Here is a 15,603-nt window from a genome sequence, read left to right as displayed (position 1 = left end):
GGCATAGTGATGGAAAAGCAAAAAACTTTTCATGTCGCTGTAGTTGGAGCAACCGGCGCAGTTGGTGAACAAATGTTAAATACTTTAGAGAAACGAGAATTTCCAATCGGGAAATTAACGTTACTTTCATCTAAACGATCTGCAGGTAAGAAACTTGTATTTAAAGGCGAAGAATTTACAGTTCAAGAGGCAACTCCTGAAAGCTTTGAAGGAGTAGATATCGCACTATTTAGTGCTGGTGGATCTGTATCGAAACAATTAGCGCCAGAAGCAGCAAAACGCGGTGCGATTGTTGTTGATAATACAAGTGCATTCCGTATGACAGAAAACGTGCCACTTGTTGTACCTGAAGTAAATGAAAACGACTTAAAAGAACATAATGGTATTATTGCAAATCCAAACTGTTCTACAATTCAAATGGTAGTAGCTCTTGAGCCAGTTCGTCAGCAATATGGTTTAAAACGAGTAATCGTTTCCACATATCAAGCTGTATCAGGTGCTGGTGCGGCAGCTATTGAAGAACTTCATGAACAATCACAAGCAATCTTAAATGGCGAAGAAGTTAAGGCAAATGTTCTTCCTGTATCAGGTGATAAGAAGCATTTCCCAATTGCTTTTAATGCGATTCCACAGATTGATAAGTTCCAAGATAATGGATTTACATTTGAAGAAATGAAAATGATTAACGAAACAAAAAAAATTATGCATATGCCTGAATTAGAAGTAGCGGCAACATGTGTACGTTTACCAGTTGTATCAGGACACTCTGAGTCTGTTTACATCGAAGTAGAAAAAGAAGGCGTAACAGTAGCAGAATTAAAGAGCTTACTTGCAAATGCGGAAGGTATTGTTCTGCAAGATAATCCAGAAGAGCAGTTATATCCAATGCCAGCTACTGCAGTAGGTAAAAACGAAGTATTCGTTGGAAGAATCCGTAAAGATTTAAATAACGATAAAGGATTCCATCTTTGGGTCGTATCTGATAACTTATTAAAAGGCGCTGCATGGAATTCTGTTCAAATTGCAGAGCGCTTAGTAAAATTACAATTAGTGTAAACGGCTAAGAGAAGGTGCAAAATATGAAAATAATTGTTCAAAAATTTGGTGGCACATCAGTACGTGATGACAATGGACGTAAGCATGCGCTTCATCATATAAAGAAATCATTAGCTGCTGGTTATAAAGTAGTTACTGTCGTATCTGCTATGGGTCGTAAAGGTGAACCATATGCAACGGATACGTTATTAAGTCTTGTAAATCAAGAGGAATCTACTATTTCTAAACGTGAGCAAGATTTATTATTATCGTGCGGAGAGTTAATCTCTGCAATTGTTTTCTCTAATATGTTGAATGAGAACGGTATAAAAGCAGCAGCATTAAATGGTGCACAAGCTGGTTTTGTAACGAATGATGACTTTACGAATGCAAAGATTATTGAAATGAATTGCGATCGTATACATGAAGAGTTAGAAAATGTAGATGTAATCGTCGTTACAGGATTCCAAGGGCAAACGAAAAAAGGTGATACGACAACACTTGGACGCGGAGGTAGTGATACTTCAGCTTCAGCATTAGGTGTTGCACTTCATGCTGAATACATCGATATATTCACTGATGTAGAAGGTGTTATGACTGCGGATCCTCGTATTGTAAAAGATGCACGTCATCTTCAAACTGTAACGTATAACGAAATTTGTAACATGGCTTATCAAGGTGCGAAAGTCGTTCATCCACGTGCAGTTGAAATTGCGATGCATGCAAAAGTGCCACTTCGTGTACGTTCTACGTATTCTGATAGTGAAGGTACGCTTATTTCAGCATATGACGGTGCTACAAGAGGTCGTGATGTAGAAGAACGTCCTGTTACAGGTATCGCCCACGTATCAAACGTAACGCAAATTAAAGTGCTTGCAAAAGAAACGGCATATGATTTGCAACAACATGTGTTTAAAGAGATGGCGAACGAAGGAATAAGTGTCGATTTAATTAATATTTCACCTACTGGTGTAGCATATACGGTGAGTGATAATGTATCAAGTCATGCAGTTAAATTATTAAAGAACCTTGGATATGAGCCAATTGTGACAGAGCATTGTGCGAAAGTATCTATCGTTGGAGCTGGAATGGCAGGATACCCAGGGGTTACTGCGAAAATCGTTACAGCTTTAGCAGAAAAAGGTATTCAAATCCTGCAATCGGCAGATAGTCATACAACAATTTGGGTTCTTGTAAAAGAAACTGATTTAGTGGAGGCTGTAAATGCATTACATAGTGCGTTTGAGCTTTCAAAAGAAAAGCAACTGGAACAATAAGGAGTGAGACCATGATAGATTTTGGGACAATTGCAACCGCGATGGTAACACCGTTTGATATAAACGGGAATATCGATTTTGCAAAGACAACGAAATTGGTAAATTATTTAATTGATAACGGTACAACAGCAATCGTGGTAGGAGGAACGACAGGAGAATCTCCTACATTAACTTCAGAAGAGAAGGTAGCGTTATATCGCCATGTCGTATCTGTTGTCGATAAAAGAGTGCCCGTAATCGCTGGAACAGGTAGCAATAATACGCATGCTTCTATTGACTTAACTAAAAAGGCAACAGAAGTTGGTGTGGATGCAGTAATGCTAGTAGCACCGTATTATAATAAGCCGAGTCAAGAAGGAATGTATCAGCATTTTAAAGCAATTGCTGAAAGTACGCCGCTTCCGGTTATGCTATATAACGTTCCAGGACGATCTATTGTACAAATCTCCGTTGATACAGTTGTTCGTTTATCAGAAATAGAAAACATTGTTGCTATTAAAGATGCCGGCGGCGATGTGTTGACAATGACAGAAATCATTGAAAAAACAGCGGACGACTTTGCGGTATACAGCGGTGATGACGGTTTAACGTTACCGGCTATGGCAGTTGGGGCTAAAGGTATCGTTTCGGTAGCATCTCATGTTATCGGAAATGAAATGCAAGAAATGATTACAGCATTTCAAGCAGGAGAGTTTAAAAAGGCACAAAAATTACATCAATTACTTGTAAGAGTAACTGATTCGTTATTTATGGCGCCAAGTCCAACTCCAGTAAAAACAGCGTTACAAATGGTTGGATTAGATGTAGGTTCTGTACGTTTACCACTTCTTCCATTAACAGAAGAAGAAAGAGTAACGTTACAATCTGTAATGCAATCTATTCCTCGTTAATAAAAATGACCTAGTGTGAAACTAGGTCATTTTTTTATTGATATGAAAATGTTTGAATCTGTTTTAAAGTGAATCTTTTGTAAAATGATTTTAGGATCGCCTTTCTCGTCTGTATATGACCCTATAATATAGAAAACATTTTATGTTGAAAACGAGTATATTACGCTACGCGTTCTCTACTTGTTAAAGTATGATATTGTTCTTTCATTAATTTGGTTCCAACATCTTTTTCTCGATAATGGCTGTCAAATCCTGCTAAAAATTTAACCTTATTAAATTTCTATTAGATTTTGTAATTCATAGCCTTTTGTCATGTAATGCAATGTTTATAAGAAAAGGATCTTACATCTTTAATTTTGTTGAAAAGTATTTGCTAGTACAGAAAATACTTTCGATTATGTTTTTATAGGAATTGCCTCAAATATGACGTAATCTATAAAAAAGCTTCATTTTATAAGTGTTTTTGTGCAATTCAAGAAAAAAATCTAGGAAATCCATCAAATGAAAGTAATTTAAAGTGTTTAAGTTTTTTTTTCAAATAACATGGAGTATAAAAGCAGCGGAAATAAGCCATATACTTTTAGTGCTGTTCCTTTCTTTTACTTTTTCTTTCGCACGATTTAACTTGTGTTCTATTTCTTGTATCAGGTATAATATGGCTAAGTAGCTTAGTACGGGTATGCTTAGCAAAATTGGGAAAAATTATAATTTAATTAAATTTTCATATCATATCGAATAAGATATTTGATTTATATAATGAAAGAGAGGTGAAACCTGGTTTAAAAAATAAACAAGGACATGATATCGCATAACGGTAAGGACATTCGTCTTGGACGGTGAAAATATGGTGGTTGTAGAGTTTCCCCTGGTGTCTCTGCAATTTTAGTGAAATCAGTGTTTGCAAGATTTTTAAACCAGGCAACAACATGAAGAGAAAAGAGAATGAGTCTGTTAAAGTATTTGCTCTTGGTGGAGTAGGTGAAATCGGGAAAAACATGTACTGTGTTGAAATTGATTCTGAAATCTTTATCGTAGATGCGGGGTTAATGTTCCCGGGAGATGAAATGTTTGGAATTGATATCGTTATTCCTGATATTACATATTTAGTGGAAAATCAAGAGCGAGTAAAAGGTTTATTTATTACTCACGGTCATGAAGATCATATTGGTGGAATTGTGTATGTGCTTCGTAAATTATCTATTCCAGTCTATGCAACGAAATTAACAGTAGGACTTATACAAGAAAAACTTGGTGAAGCGGGCATGTTAGGCCGTGTAGACCTAAAAACAATCGATTCAAATTCAACAGTAGAGTTTAACACTACAACAGTGTCATTCTTCGGAACGACACATAGTATTCCGGATTCTGTTGGCGTTTGTTTCCATACATCAAAAGGTGCAATCGTATATACGGGAGACTTTAAATTCGATCAAACTCCAATTGGAAATAGTGGAGCAGATCTTGGGAAAATGGCGCAAATCGGAAATGAAGGTGTACTTTGCCTATTATCTGATAGTACAAATGCAGAGCGTCCAGGGTATACAGGTTCAGAAAAAGAAGTTGGTGTAGAAATTTCTAAAGTGTTCTACGGTGCAGAAGGTCGTATTATCGTTGCTTCATTTGCATCGAATGTACATCGTATTCAACAAGTATTTGATGCAGCTGCCGAAACAGGGCGAAAAGTAGCCGTAGTAGGACGTAGTATGGTGAAAGTAGTAGACATTGCAAGACGTCTTGGTTATTTAGATGTTCCAGAAGGTATGGTTATTTCATTACAAGAAGTAGACAACTTCCCAGAGAAAAAGGTAGCTATTTTAACGACAGGTAGTCAAGGTGAACCGATGGCTGCTCTATCTAGAATGGCAAAACAAGCACATAAACAAATTTCAATTCGTAAAGGTGATACTGTTATCATTGCTGCTTCGCCAATTCCGGGTAATGAAATATCTGTATCAAAAATTATTGATTTGTTATTTAGAGCTGGAGCTGAAGTTGTTTATTACGGCGAAAGAAAAGTTCACGTTTCAGGTCACGGTAGCCAAGAAGAATTAAAATTAATGTTAAATTTAATGAAACCGAAGTACTTTGTACCCGTACATGGTGAGTTTCGTATGCAAAAAGCACATGCGTATTTAGCTGAAGATGTAGGTATTACAAGAGAAAATATCTTTATCGTAGAAAAAGGCGATGTAATTGCTTTTGGTGACGATGAAGCGAACTTAGTCGGTAAAGTACAAGCTGGTAATGTTTTAATTGATGGATTAGGTGTAGGTGACGTTGGTAATATCGTTCTTCGAGATAGAAAGATGTTATCTCAAGATGGAATATTAGTAGTTGTTGTAACACTTGGTAAAGATGAAAAGAAAATTATCTCTGGTCCAGAAATCATTTCACGTGGTTTCGTATATGTTCGTGAATCAGAAGCGTTAATTGAACGATCTACAGAGATTGTACGTATGATTGTTGAGCAGTCAATTAAAGAATATTCGATTGAATGGTCAATGTTAAAACAAAATATTCGTGAATTATTAGGACAGTTCTTGTACGAAGAGACAAAGAGAAAACCTATGATTTTACCGATTATTATGGAAGTATAAAAAAGATCACCCTTATGGGTGATCTTTTTTTCTTTTTAACCCTATCGAATGAAATTTATAACTTAAGAAATAATAGTTATATACGAGTGAAAGGGGATGCGAAATGACAGAACGTGATCGATATACAAATGAAGAAAAAGAAGCTGAGCCAAAAGAAGCTGGAAAAGAGGCTTCAATAGTAGAAAAAATTCAACAGCTTGGACAGACAAATGTACCACAGATGAATGAATCACGTATTCATTGTTTAACGATTATCGGACAAGTGGAAGGTCATGTTCAATTACCGCCGCAAAATAAAACAACAAAATACGAGCATATCATTCCGCAAATTGTTGCGATTGAACAAAATCCAAAAATTGAAGGTTTGCTGTTAATATTAAATACGGTTGGAGGTGACGTTGAAGCTGGACTAGCAATTTCTGAAATGGTAGCTTCACTCTCAAAGCCAACAGTATCTTTAGTTTTAGGTGGGGGACATTCCATTGGTGTACCGATTGCTGTTTCTACTGACTATTCGTTTATTGCGGAAACTGCGACGATGACAATTCATCCAATTCGTTTAACAGGTCTTGTCATAGGTGTGCCACAAACATTTGAGTATTTGGATAAGATGCAAGAAAGAGTCATTCGTTTTGTGACGAAGCACTCGAAAGTAACAGAAGATCGTTTTAAAGAGCTTATGTTTGCGAAAGGAAATTTAACGCGAGATATTGGGACGAATGTAATTGGTGGGGATGCAGTAAAGTACGGTCTTATAGATGATGTTGGTGGTATTGGAAATGCAATTCGAAAATTAAACGAATTAATCGATGTTCGCGCTGAAGGTAGTGCAGAAGGGACAATGTTACAATGATTTTATATACAATTATGCCAGAGCAACTTGTGTATCCGGCCGATTATTCACAATGTGAAAGTCAAAAAGTTGTAAATATAAATGGTGTGGAATTAATGGTTTCTGAAGAGGAACATGGGTGTTATTCTATTGTACGTGTGCTAAGTACGGACCCACTTCACTATTTAGAGTTTGAGCCAGGTCAGAAAATAACCTTTTAGCAAAAAGAAGGATTTTGTTTAGAAGCTATGGTATAATATAAAAAACAAGACGGTTGAGCAGCCATGAGTAGGCTGCTTTCTTCTGTTTATTTAGCATTTTACAAGAAGTGTAAAAATAGAAGATATAAAGACCTGAAAAATAGAGAAAACAGACATATAAATAGAGCGTTTTTAGGAGAGCTTTACTTATATGTAGAACACGAGGTGAAGAAATGGCAAAACAAAAGCAAAGAGGGACGAAGGCAAAGGCAAGACGTACGATAAAGCCAACTTTGTATTATGAAATCGTCGGTTTAACTCTTTTTGCACTTTCAATCATTACGATTTTACAGCTAGGCGTTGTAGGGAAATCGTTTGTGTTATTTTTTCGCTTCTTCTTTGGTGAGTGGTACATAATTGGTGTGTTAGGTGTAATAGCTTTATCGGTTTCCTTTGTTATAAAACGCGGATGGCCGAACCTTTTAAATAAACGGTTAATTGGATTTTATTTAATTGTATTGGCAATATTAATGTTTAGTCATATTACATTATTTAACCTTCTTACAAAAGATGGAGCAGTGCAAAATACTTCTGTTATTGTGAGTACGAAAGATAACTTCTTTCTTGAAATGAAAAAAGGGCCAGATAGCGTTCATTTAGGTGGTGGTATGTTTGGTGCGCTTATGTTCGCGACATGTTACTTCCTATTCGACGAAGTAGGAGCCTATATCATTGGAATTATTTTAGTTATTCTCGGGGTACTCTGTATAACAAATAAACATATTGGAGAAGTGTTAGCTCCAGTTGGTAGAATTCTTAGAAGTCAATTTCAAGTGATACAAGGGGATTATAAAGATTGGAGATCCAAAAGAACGGCTGAACAAACAGAAAAGAAAAAAACAACAAGAAGTACAAGAAGCAAACGTGCTGCAGAACAAGAAGAAGTTATTGAGCCGATGGAAGAAATCCAAATTGATCCGCCAATTATTTCAAATTTCACTGAGAATTATCCTGTAAATGAAGAAGAGGATAAACGAATTGAAGTAGAGCAAGAAGATTTGATCACTTCACCGTTTATTGAAGAGACTCCACCAATTGAAGAATCAAAGAAAAAGCGTGGAGAAAAAATCGTTGAATCGTTAGAGAGTGAAGCGCAAGCACCTCCTATGCAATTTTCAAATGTAGAAAATAAAGATTACAAGCTTCCTTCACTTGATATATTAAAATTTCCAAAGAATAAGCAAGTTACAAATGAAAACGCGGAAATTTATGAGAATGCTCGTAAATTAGAACGTACATTCCAAAGTTTCGGAGTGAAAGCGAAAGTAACCAAAGTGCATAGAGGTCCTGCAGTTACAAAATATGAAGTGTATCCTGATATGGGGGTAAAGGTAAGCAAAATTGTCAGTTTAAGTGATGATTTAGCCCTTGCTTTAGCTGCAAAGGACATTCGTATTGAGGCGCCAATTCCCGGGAAATCAGCTGTAGGGATCGAAGTTCCGAACTCAGAAGTTTCGATGGTAACGCTGAGGGAAGTTCTTGATTCTAAGGCTAATAATCATCCGGAAGAGAAGTTGTTAATTGGTCTTGGCCGAGATATTACAGGTGAAGCTGTATTAGCCCGTTTAAATAAAATGCCCCATTTACTCGTAGCTGGTGCGACAGGTAGCGGGAAAAGTGTATGTATTAATGGTATTATTGTTAGTATTTTAATGCGTGCAAAACCGCATGAAGTAAAATTAATGATGATTGACCCGAAAATGGTAGAGTTAAATGTATATAACGGTGTGCCTCATTTGTTAACGCCAGTTGTAACTGATCCGAAAAAAGCATCGCAAGCATTGAAAAAAGTTGTGAGTGAGATGGAACGTCGTTATGAATTATTTGCTCATAGTGGTACACGTAACATTGAAGGATACAATGATTATATAAAAGAACATAATAGTCAATCAGAAGCGAAACAACCCGAATTACCGTATATTGTAGTAATTGTGGACGAGTTAGCAGATTTAATGATGGTTGCTTCGTCTGATGTAGAGGATGCGATTATGCGTCTAGCGCAAATGGCTCGTGCTGCTGGTATTCATTTAATTATTGCAACGCAACGTCCGTCAGTTGACGTTATTACGGGTGTTATTAAAGCAAATATTCCATCACGTATTGCATTCGCTGTATCTTCTCAAACAGATTCTCGTACAATTCTTGACGGTGGTGGTGCAGAAAAGCTACTAGGTCGTGGCGACATGCTGTTTATACCAATTGGTGCATCGAAACCTGTACGTGTACAAGGCGCATTTTTATCAGATGATGAAGTTGAGAGAGTTGTAGAATATGTTATTGGACAGCAAAAAGCACAATATCAAGAAGATATGATTCCGCAAGATGTTCCTGATACGAAGCAGGAAGTAGAAGATGAATTATATGATGAAGCGGTTCAACTTGTAGTGGAAATGCAAACAGCATCTGTTTCTATGCTACAACGTAGGTTTAGAGTAGGTTATACGCGAGCTGCTCGTCTAATTGATGCAATGGAAATGAATGGTGTAGTAGGTCCATATGAAGGTAGTAAACCGAGAGAAGTACTCATTAATGATGTACAAGAAAAAAGTTCTTAAAAAAAGCCTAATTGTTTTTACAATTAGGCTTTTTTATATAGTGTTTTTGTTATATACTATACTCAGCAATAAAGAAAGGGCTTACATTTATAGGGTCCCTATAGAATACGAATACTTTGAGTATGTTTTATGTAAATGTTCGATATTTAATGCAGAAAAATGCTGGATTTTGTTGACACGTATGAGAGCAAGTGGTAAGATTACTTCGAAAAGAATCACTGCCTCATATAATCTTGGAGATAAGGTCCATAAGTTTCTACCTGGCAACCATGAATTGCTAGACTATGAGGGGAAAAGTGTGTAACAAAGGATGTAAAGGATCTTTGTGCCGAACTTTTTCTCGAAATGAGGAATGTTTATGGTGCAAAGTTTTTTTTATACAGTAAAGAGTGAAAATTTCATCTTAAAAAATTATTATTATTTATTCGACAATTGCGCTTATTTTTAGTAGTTAGTCATTTGTACTATGTTGTAAGTTGAAAAAAGAGAAAAGAAGTCTTACATCAGAGGTCGAATAATTGAAATGCGGGGGAGTCTTATGTCAGTAAAATCCGATAGTCGTCACCTATATTTACGGGTGATTGATCACATCAAAGAAAAAATTAAAGATGGGGCTTATAAAGAACGACAAAAGTTACCATCAGAGTTTGATTTAGCGAAAGAACTTGGCGTAAGTAGAGCGACTTTAAGGGAAGCATTACGTATTTTAGAAGAAGAAAATGTTGTCATTCGTAGACATGGTGTAGGGACATTTGTAAATGCAAAGCCATTATTTTCTTCTGGAATAGAACAACTTTCTAGTATTACAGATATGATTTCTAGTGTGGGAAAAACACCAGGAACAATCTTTTTATCATCATCCACTACAACTTTAACTGAAGAGGAAAAAGAGAAGTTTAATAGTGAAGATGGTTTTAATGCAGTGATGATTGAACGCGTGCGTACAGCAGATGGGGAACCTGTTGTGTATTGTATCGATAAACTTGCAAAAGAAATATTGCCAGATTTATCGGGTTACAATGAGGAATCATTATTAACGGTGATACATAATAACACGCATAAGCGCATAACATATGCGGTTGCTCACATTGAGCCAATTGGCTATCATCCGAAAATCTCACCGATTTTAGAATGTGAGCCTGAAACAGCACTGCTTGTATTAAAACAAATGCACTATGATCAAAATGATGAGCCAATCTTATATTCTATCAATTACTTTAGAGCTGATAAATTTAGCTTCCACGTATTAAGAAAGCGTATGTAGGTAAATTCCTTTTTAGGGAGGTGACAGCAAGAAGTAAGGGACAGCAGCGTAAGAATAAATAAATATATATCATTTTTGGAGGGGTTTCTAGTATGAAGAAAAAAGCAGGCCTTTTATTATCATTAACATTAGCAGCAAGTACAGTTTTAGGTGCATGTGGTAACTCGGATAAGGCGAGCAGTGATAAGAAAGACACGAAAGACAATAAAGACTTCAAGGTTGGTCTCGTAACAGATGTTGGGGGCGTTGATGATAAATCATTTAACCAATCTTCTTGGGAAGGGTTACAAAAGTTTGGTAAAGATAATGGTTTAAAAGAAAAGACAAATTATCGTTACCTTCAGTCTGAAAAAGAAGCTGATTATATTCCGAATTTGAAAAAATTCTCAAAAGATAAATATGATTTAACTTTCGGAATTGGTTATAAATTAGAAGGTGCAATTAAAGAAGTTGCAAAAGAATCTTCAAAACAACAATTTGCAATCGTAGATACTGTTGTAGATGCACCGAACGTAACGAGCATTACATTTAAAGATCATGAAGGATCATTCCTTGTAGGTGCAGTAGCGGCTATGTCAACAAAATCGAATAAAGTAGGATTTGTTGGTGGAATGAAGAGTGATTTAATTAGTAAATTTGAAAATGGATTTAAGGCTGGTGCAAAGGCAGTAAATCCAAACATTGAAATCGTATCTGAATATGCAGAAGCATTCGATAAGCCTGAAAAAGGTACAGTTCTTGCTTCAGCAATGTACGGTCAAGGCGTAGATGTAATTTATCATGCTGCTGGTGGTACAGGTAACGGTGTGTTCACTGAAGCGAAAAACCGTAAGAAAAAAGGTGAAAATGTTTGGGTAATCGGTGTTGACCGTGACCAACATCAAGAAGGTATGCCTGAAAATGTAACATTAACTTCAATGATAAAACGCGTTGATGTAGCTGTAGAAAAAGTAGCTAAAGAAGCAAAAGATGGAAAGTTAAAAGGTGGAAAAATTGAAGCGTTTGGCTTAAAAGATGACGGTATTGGTATTTCAAAAACAACTGATAACGTGAAAAAAGTTAACCCTGAAATTTTAACAAAAGTAGAAGAATTTGAAAAGAAAATTACAGACGGTGAAATTAAAGTACCGGCTACAGATAAAGAGTATAAAGAATATGAAGCTTCTCTAAAAAAATAAATAGAGAAATAGCAAAGGTTAGTTCATAGAACTAACCTTTGTATGTATAAAACTTCCGAATTGCTTAATAAGTTAATAGTGTAATAGGGGAATGTTCCCTGTTAAAAGGAGGAACACAATGGAATACGTAATTGAAATGAATAATATTACGAAAGTATTCCCAGGCATTGTAGCGAATGATGATATTACGCTGCAAGTAAAGCAGGGTGAGATACATGCTTTACTTGGAGAAAATGGTGCAGGGAAATCCACATTGATGAATGTACTATTTGGTTTGTACCAACCAGAACAAGGTGAAATTAAAATTAAAGGAAAGTCTGTAAACATTACCAATCCGAATGTGGCAAATGACCTTGGTATTGGAATGGTTCATCAGCACTTTATGCTTGTTCATAATTTTACAGTTACAGAGAATATTATTCTCGGAAATGAACCGAAGAAAAAAGGGAAAATTGCTGTTGAGGAAGCTGCTAAAGAAATTCAAAAGCTGTCTGAACAATACGGCTTAGCTGTAGATCCATATGCGAAAATACAGGATATTTCAGTTGGTATGCAACAGCGTGTTGAGATTTTGAAAACTCTTTACCGCGGTGCAGAAATTTTAATATTTGATGAACCGACAGCTGTGTTAACACCACAAGAAATTCATGAGCTAATTCAAATTATGAAAAAGCTTGTGCAAGAAGGAAAATCTATTGTTCTTATTACACATAAGTTGAAAGAAATTATGGAAGTTTGCGATCGTTGTACGATTATTCGTAAAGGAAAAGGGATTGGAACGGTTGACGTTGCAAATACGGATGAAAATAAACTTGCAGAATTAATGGTCGGACGTCAAGTGAATTTTAAAACAGAAAAAATAGACGCGAAGCCAAAAGAAGAGGTACTTTCAATTGCAAACCTTGTTGTTCACGATGCACGTCAACTACCTGCTGTAAAAGGCCTTGACTTAACTGTTCGTGCGGGGGAAATTGTTGGGATTGCAGGAATTGATGGAAACGGACAAAGTGAATTAATAGAAGCAATTACTGGTTTACGAAAAGTTGAGTCAGGTTCTATTGCAATTAGAGGAAAAGAAATAACAAATTGGCCTGTTAGAAGAATAACAGAAGAGGGAATTGGTCATATTCCAGAAGATCGTCATAAACACGGACTCGTTCTTGATTTTTCTGTTAGAGATAATATAGTTCTGCAAACGTACTATAAAAATCCGTTTTCAAAGAAAGGGATTTTAAATTTCAGCAAAATTACAGAAAAAGCAAAGGCTCTTATTGAACAGTTTGATGTACGTACACCTAGTGAGCAAACGTTAGCACGCGCTCTATCTGGGGGGAATCAACAAAAAGCAATTATTGCACGTGAAGTAGACCGTGATCCAGATTTATTAATCGCGGCACAGCCAACACGTGGTTTAGATGTAGGAGCAATTGAATTTATTCATAAGAGATTAATAGAGCAAAGGGATAAAGGAAAAGGTGTACTACTTTTATCACTAGAGTTAGATGAAATCTTAAATGTTAGCGATCGAATTGCTGTTATTTATGAAGGGAAAATTGTAGCAATAGTTGATGCGAAAGAAACGAATGAACAACAGCTTGGATTGTTAATGGCTGGAGGAACAAAGAAGGAGCAGGTGGGTACCAATGGCTAAAAAACTTTTAACAGAGCGAACGATAAATATTTTAGTCCCAGTACTATCCGTTATTTTCGGCTTACTTGTAGGAGCAATTGTAATGCTAGTTAGTGGCTATGACCCAATTGTTGGTTATAGTGCACTTTGGACAGGTATGTTCGGTAGCGCAAGTGCGATTGGTGAAACGCTTCGTACAATGATACCGCTTATTCTTGCTGGTTTATCGGTGGCGTTTGCATTTCGTACAGGTTTATTTAATATCGGGGTAGAGGGTCAATTGTTAGTTGGTTGGCTTGCGGCGGTTTGGTTCGGTTATGCAGTCTCACTACCAGCTTTCCTTCATATTCCATTATCTATTTTATTCGCAGCATTGGTGGGCGGAATTTGGGGCTTCATTCCGGGATATTTAAAAGGAAAGTTTCAAGTGAATGAAGTTATTGTAACCATTATGATGAACTATATCGCGTTGTATGTAACATATGACATTATTAAGCGTTTCTTACATGCGGGTAATGACAAAACGTATGATATTAAAGAGAGTGCGTCACTATCTTCAGACTGGCTTGCTTCTATTACTGATGGTTCACGTCTACACTGGGGAATTATTGTAGCAATTTTAATCGCTATTTTAATGTGGTTCTTATTAGATAGAACAACTTTAGGTTACGAATTAAAGTCGGTAGGATTTAATCAGCATGCTTCTCAATATGCGGGTATGAAAGTTTCTCGTAATGTAGTATTTTCCATGACAATTGCTGGTGCATTTGCGGGGATTGGTGGAGCGATGGAAGGGTTAGGAACATTCCAGAGTATGACAGCGATGTCTTCGTTTACAGGAGTAGGATTTGACGGGATTGCTGTAGCATTACTTGGAGGGAATAATCCGTTTGGTATAATCCTTTCAGCTTTATTATTTGGTGGTTTGAAAAGTGCTTCCCCTCAAATGAACTTTGAGGCAGATGTACCATCAGAGCTTATTAATGTAATTATTGCATGTATCATCTTCTTTGTTGCATGTAGTTATGTGTTAAGATGGGCGCTTACACGCATGAGCAAGGAGGGGAAATAAATGAGCTTTTTAGATATATTAGCCATTCTTGTGACGGGTACGTTATATACATCAGCACCTATAATTTTCACAGCATTAGGTGGTGTATTTAGTGAAAGATCGGGTGTTGTAAATATCGGATTAGAAGGACTAATGCTATTTGGTGCATTTATTGGAGTAGTTACAAACTTATTAATGGGTGATACTTGGGGAACGATGACTCCATGGATTGCGTTATTATTTGCGGCAATTGGTAGTGGATTATTTGCATTACTTCATGCGGTAGCCTCTATTACATTCCGAGCGGATCAAGTTGTAAGTGGTGTAGCAATTAACTTCTTATCTCTTGGTTTAACAGTATTTGCAATTAAGAAGATTTTTGATAAAGGGCAGACTGACTTTATTCAGTATCGTATTGAAAAGATTGATATTCCAGGCCTTTCGGATATTCCGGTTTTAGGGAAAATATTTTTCTCGAACGTACCAATAACTTCGTATATTGCCATTATTTTAGCATTCGTTGTTTGGTATGTTATTTATAAAACACCGTTCGGTCTTCGTCTACGTGCTGTTGGTGAACACCCCATGGCAGCGGATACGATGGGGATTAACGTATATAAAATGCGCTATATTGGAGTCTGTATATCAGGAGTGTTTGCTGGAATTGGTGGAGCGATATTTGCAATGTCAATTTCTAATAACTTCTCAGGGGCAACTATTACAGGACAAGGTTTCTTAGCTTTAGCGGCTATGATTTTTGGAAAATGGAATCCACTAGGCGCACTAGGTGCAGCTCTATTCTTTGGTTTTGCGCAATCTCTTAGTGTAACGGGCGGAACAATTCCTGTATTAGATCAAATTCCAAGTGTTTTATTAACGATATTACCATATGTATTCACAATATTAGCACTTGTCGGTTTTGTAGGCCGTTCTGAAGCTCCGAAAGCATTAGGAACTCCTTATGAAAAAGGAAAACGATAAGTATTTTATAAGTATAAAAAAGCTCGCACATTAGTGTGGGCTTTTTTACATAG

Annotated in this window: 12 protein-coding genes and 1 riboswitch; all 12 genes read left to right on the top strand. The window is 36.5% G+C overall.

What is annotated here, in order from left to right:
- The first annotated feature begins 9 nt into the window (after positions 1 to 9).
- The 12 genes from asd (at position 10) to ACS2FK_RS00390 (ending at position 15,550) form a co-directional block, all read left to right on the top strand.
- Positions 10 to 1,056, top strand: coding sequence for an aspartate-semialdehyde dehydrogenase (gene asd, locus ACS2FK_RS00445; protein ID WP_000414846.1), 1,047 nt, complete (start codon positions 10 to 12; stop codon positions 1,054 to 1,056).
- Positions 1,057 to 1,079: 23 nt separating this feature from the next.
- Positions 1,080 to 2,312, top strand: coding sequence for an aspartate kinase (gene dapG / locus ACS2FK_RS00440; RefSeq protein WP_000692450.1), 1,233 nt, complete (start codon positions 1,080 to 1,082; stop codon positions 2,310 to 2,312).
- Positions 2,313 to 2,323: 11 nt separating this feature from the next.
- Positions 2,324 to 3,202 (top strand): 4-hydroxy-tetrahydrodipicolinate synthase, encoded by an 879-nt coding sequence (gene dapA / locus ACS2FK_RS00435; protein ID WP_000564763.1) that lies wholly within the window; start codon positions 2,324 to 2,326, stop codon positions 3,200 to 3,202.
- Between the two features lie 926 nt (positions 3,203 to 4,128).
- On the top strand, positions 4,129 to 5,799 hold the full coding sequence (locus tag ACS2FK_RS00430; RefSeq protein WP_000823089.1) for a ribonuclease J: 1,671 nt from the start codon (positions 4,129 to 4,131) through the stop codon (positions 5,797 to 5,799).
- Between the two features lie 103 nt (positions 5,800 to 5,902).
- Positions 5,903 to 6,652: a translocation-enhancing protein TepA gene (gene tepA / locus ACS2FK_RS00425; RefSeq protein ID WP_000139807.1), complete on the top strand. Its 750-nt coding sequence runs from the start codon at positions 5,903 to 5,905 to the stop codon at positions 6,650 to 6,652.
- Positions 6,649 to 6,852 (top strand): YlzJ-like family protein, encoded by a 204-nt coding sequence (locus ACS2FK_RS00420; RefSeq protein ID WP_000605020.1) that lies wholly within the window; start codon positions 6,649 to 6,651, stop codon positions 6,850 to 6,852. The genes tepA and ACS2FK_RS00420 overlap by 4 nt, the downstream gene beginning before the upstream one ends.
- A 212-nt stretch (positions 6,853 to 7,064) precedes the next feature.
- Positions 7,065 to 9,446 (top strand): DNA translocase FtsK, encoded by a 2,382-nt coding sequence (locus ACS2FK_RS00415; RefSeq protein WP_001118792.1) that lies wholly within the window; start codon positions 7,065 to 7,067, stop codon positions 9,444 to 9,446.
- 203 nt (positions 9,447 to 9,649) lie between these two features.
- Positions 9,650 to 9,751, top strand: a riboswitch (purine riboswitch).
- 233 nt (positions 9,752 to 9,984) lie between these two features.
- Positions 9,985 to 10,710 (top strand): GntR family transcriptional regulator, encoded by a 726-nt coding sequence (locus ACS2FK_RS00410; RefSeq protein ID WP_000114182.1) that lies wholly within the window; start codon positions 9,985 to 9,987, stop codon positions 10,708 to 10,710.
- Between the two features lie 92 nt (positions 10,711 to 10,802).
- The gene (locus ACS2FK_RS00405) at positions 10,803 to 11,888 is read left to right on the top strand and encodes a BMP family lipoprotein (RefSeq protein WP_000725769.1); all 1,086 of its coding nucleotides are present in this window, start codon (positions 10,803 to 10,805) and stop codon (positions 11,886 to 11,888) included.
- A 118-nt stretch (positions 11,889 to 12,006) separates the two neighbouring features.
- Positions 12,007 to 13,539: an ABC transporter ATP-binding protein gene (locus ACS2FK_RS00400; protein WP_000456926.1), complete on the top strand. Its 1,533-nt coding sequence runs from the start codon at positions 12,007 to 12,009 to the stop codon at positions 13,537 to 13,539.
- Entirely contained in the window at positions 13,532 to 14,590 is a 1,059-nt protein-coding gene (locus ACS2FK_RS00395; protein WP_001085254.1) for an ABC transporter permease, read from the top strand. Before ACS2FK_RS00400 ends, ACS2FK_RS00395 begins: the two co-directional genes overlap by 8 nt.
- On the top strand, positions 14,591 to 15,550 hold the full coding sequence (locus ACS2FK_RS00390; protein ID WP_000008857.1) for an ABC transporter permease: 960 nt from the start codon (positions 14,591 to 14,593) through the stop codon (positions 15,548 to 15,550).
- Positions 15,551 to 15,603: the final 53 nt, after the last annotated feature.

Origin of the sequence: Bacillus cereus group sp. BceL220 (genome assembly GCF_051776965.1) — a bacterium.
Lineage (GTDB): Bacteria > Bacillota > Bacilli > Bacillales > Bacillaceae_G > Bacillus_A > Bacillus_A cereus.
This window is presented reverse-complemented; position numbering and strand designations above follow the sequence as displayed.

Excerpts from the sequence above, each read along its gene's own strand:
- dapG (WP_000692450.1), top strand. The coding sequence starts at position 1,080 with ATGAAAATAATTGTTCAAAAATTTGGTGGCACATCAGTACGTGATGAC.
- ACS2FK_RS00415 (WP_001118792.1), top strand. The coding sequence starts at position 7,065 with ATGGCAAAACAAAAGCAAAGAGGGACGAAGGCAAAGGCAAGACGTACG.
- ACS2FK_RS00420 (WP_000605020.1), top strand. The coding sequence starts at position 6,649 with ATGATTTTATATACAATTATGCCAGAGCAACTTGTGTATCCGGCCGAT.
- dapA (WP_000564763.1), top strand. The coding sequence starts at position 2,324 with ATGATAGATTTTGGGACAATTGCAACCGCGATGGTAACACCGTTTGAT.
- ACS2FK_RS00410 (WP_000114182.1), top strand. The coding sequence starts at position 9,985 with ATGTCAGTAAAATCCGATAGTCGTCACCTATATTTACGGGTGATTGAT.
- asd (WP_000414846.1), top strand. The coding sequence starts at position 10 with ATGGAAAAGCAAAAAACTTTTCATGTCGCTGTAGTTGGAGCAACCGGC.
- ACS2FK_RS00430 (WP_000823089.1), top strand. The coding sequence starts at position 4,129 with ATGAAGAGAAAAGAGAATGAGTCTGTTAAAGTATTTGCTCTTGGTGGA.
- ACS2FK_RS00390 (WP_000008857.1), top strand. The coding sequence starts at position 14,591 with ATGAGCTTTTTAGATATATTAGCCATTCTTGTGACGGGTACGTTATAT.
- ACS2FK_RS00395 (WP_001085254.1), top strand. The coding sequence starts at position 13,532 with ATGGCTAAAAAACTTTTAACAGAGCGAACGATAAATATTTTAGTCCCA.
- ACS2FK_RS00405 (WP_000725769.1), top strand. The coding sequence starts at position 10,803 with ATGAAGAAAAAAGCAGGCCTTTTATTATCATTAACATTAGCAGCAAGT.
- tepA (WP_000139807.1), top strand. The coding sequence starts at position 5,903 with ATGACAGAACGTGATCGATATACAAATGAAGAAAAAGAAGCTGAGCCA.
- ACS2FK_RS00400 (WP_000456926.1), top strand. The coding sequence starts at position 12,007 with ATGGAATACGTAATTGAAATGAATAATATTACGAAAGTATTCCCAGGC.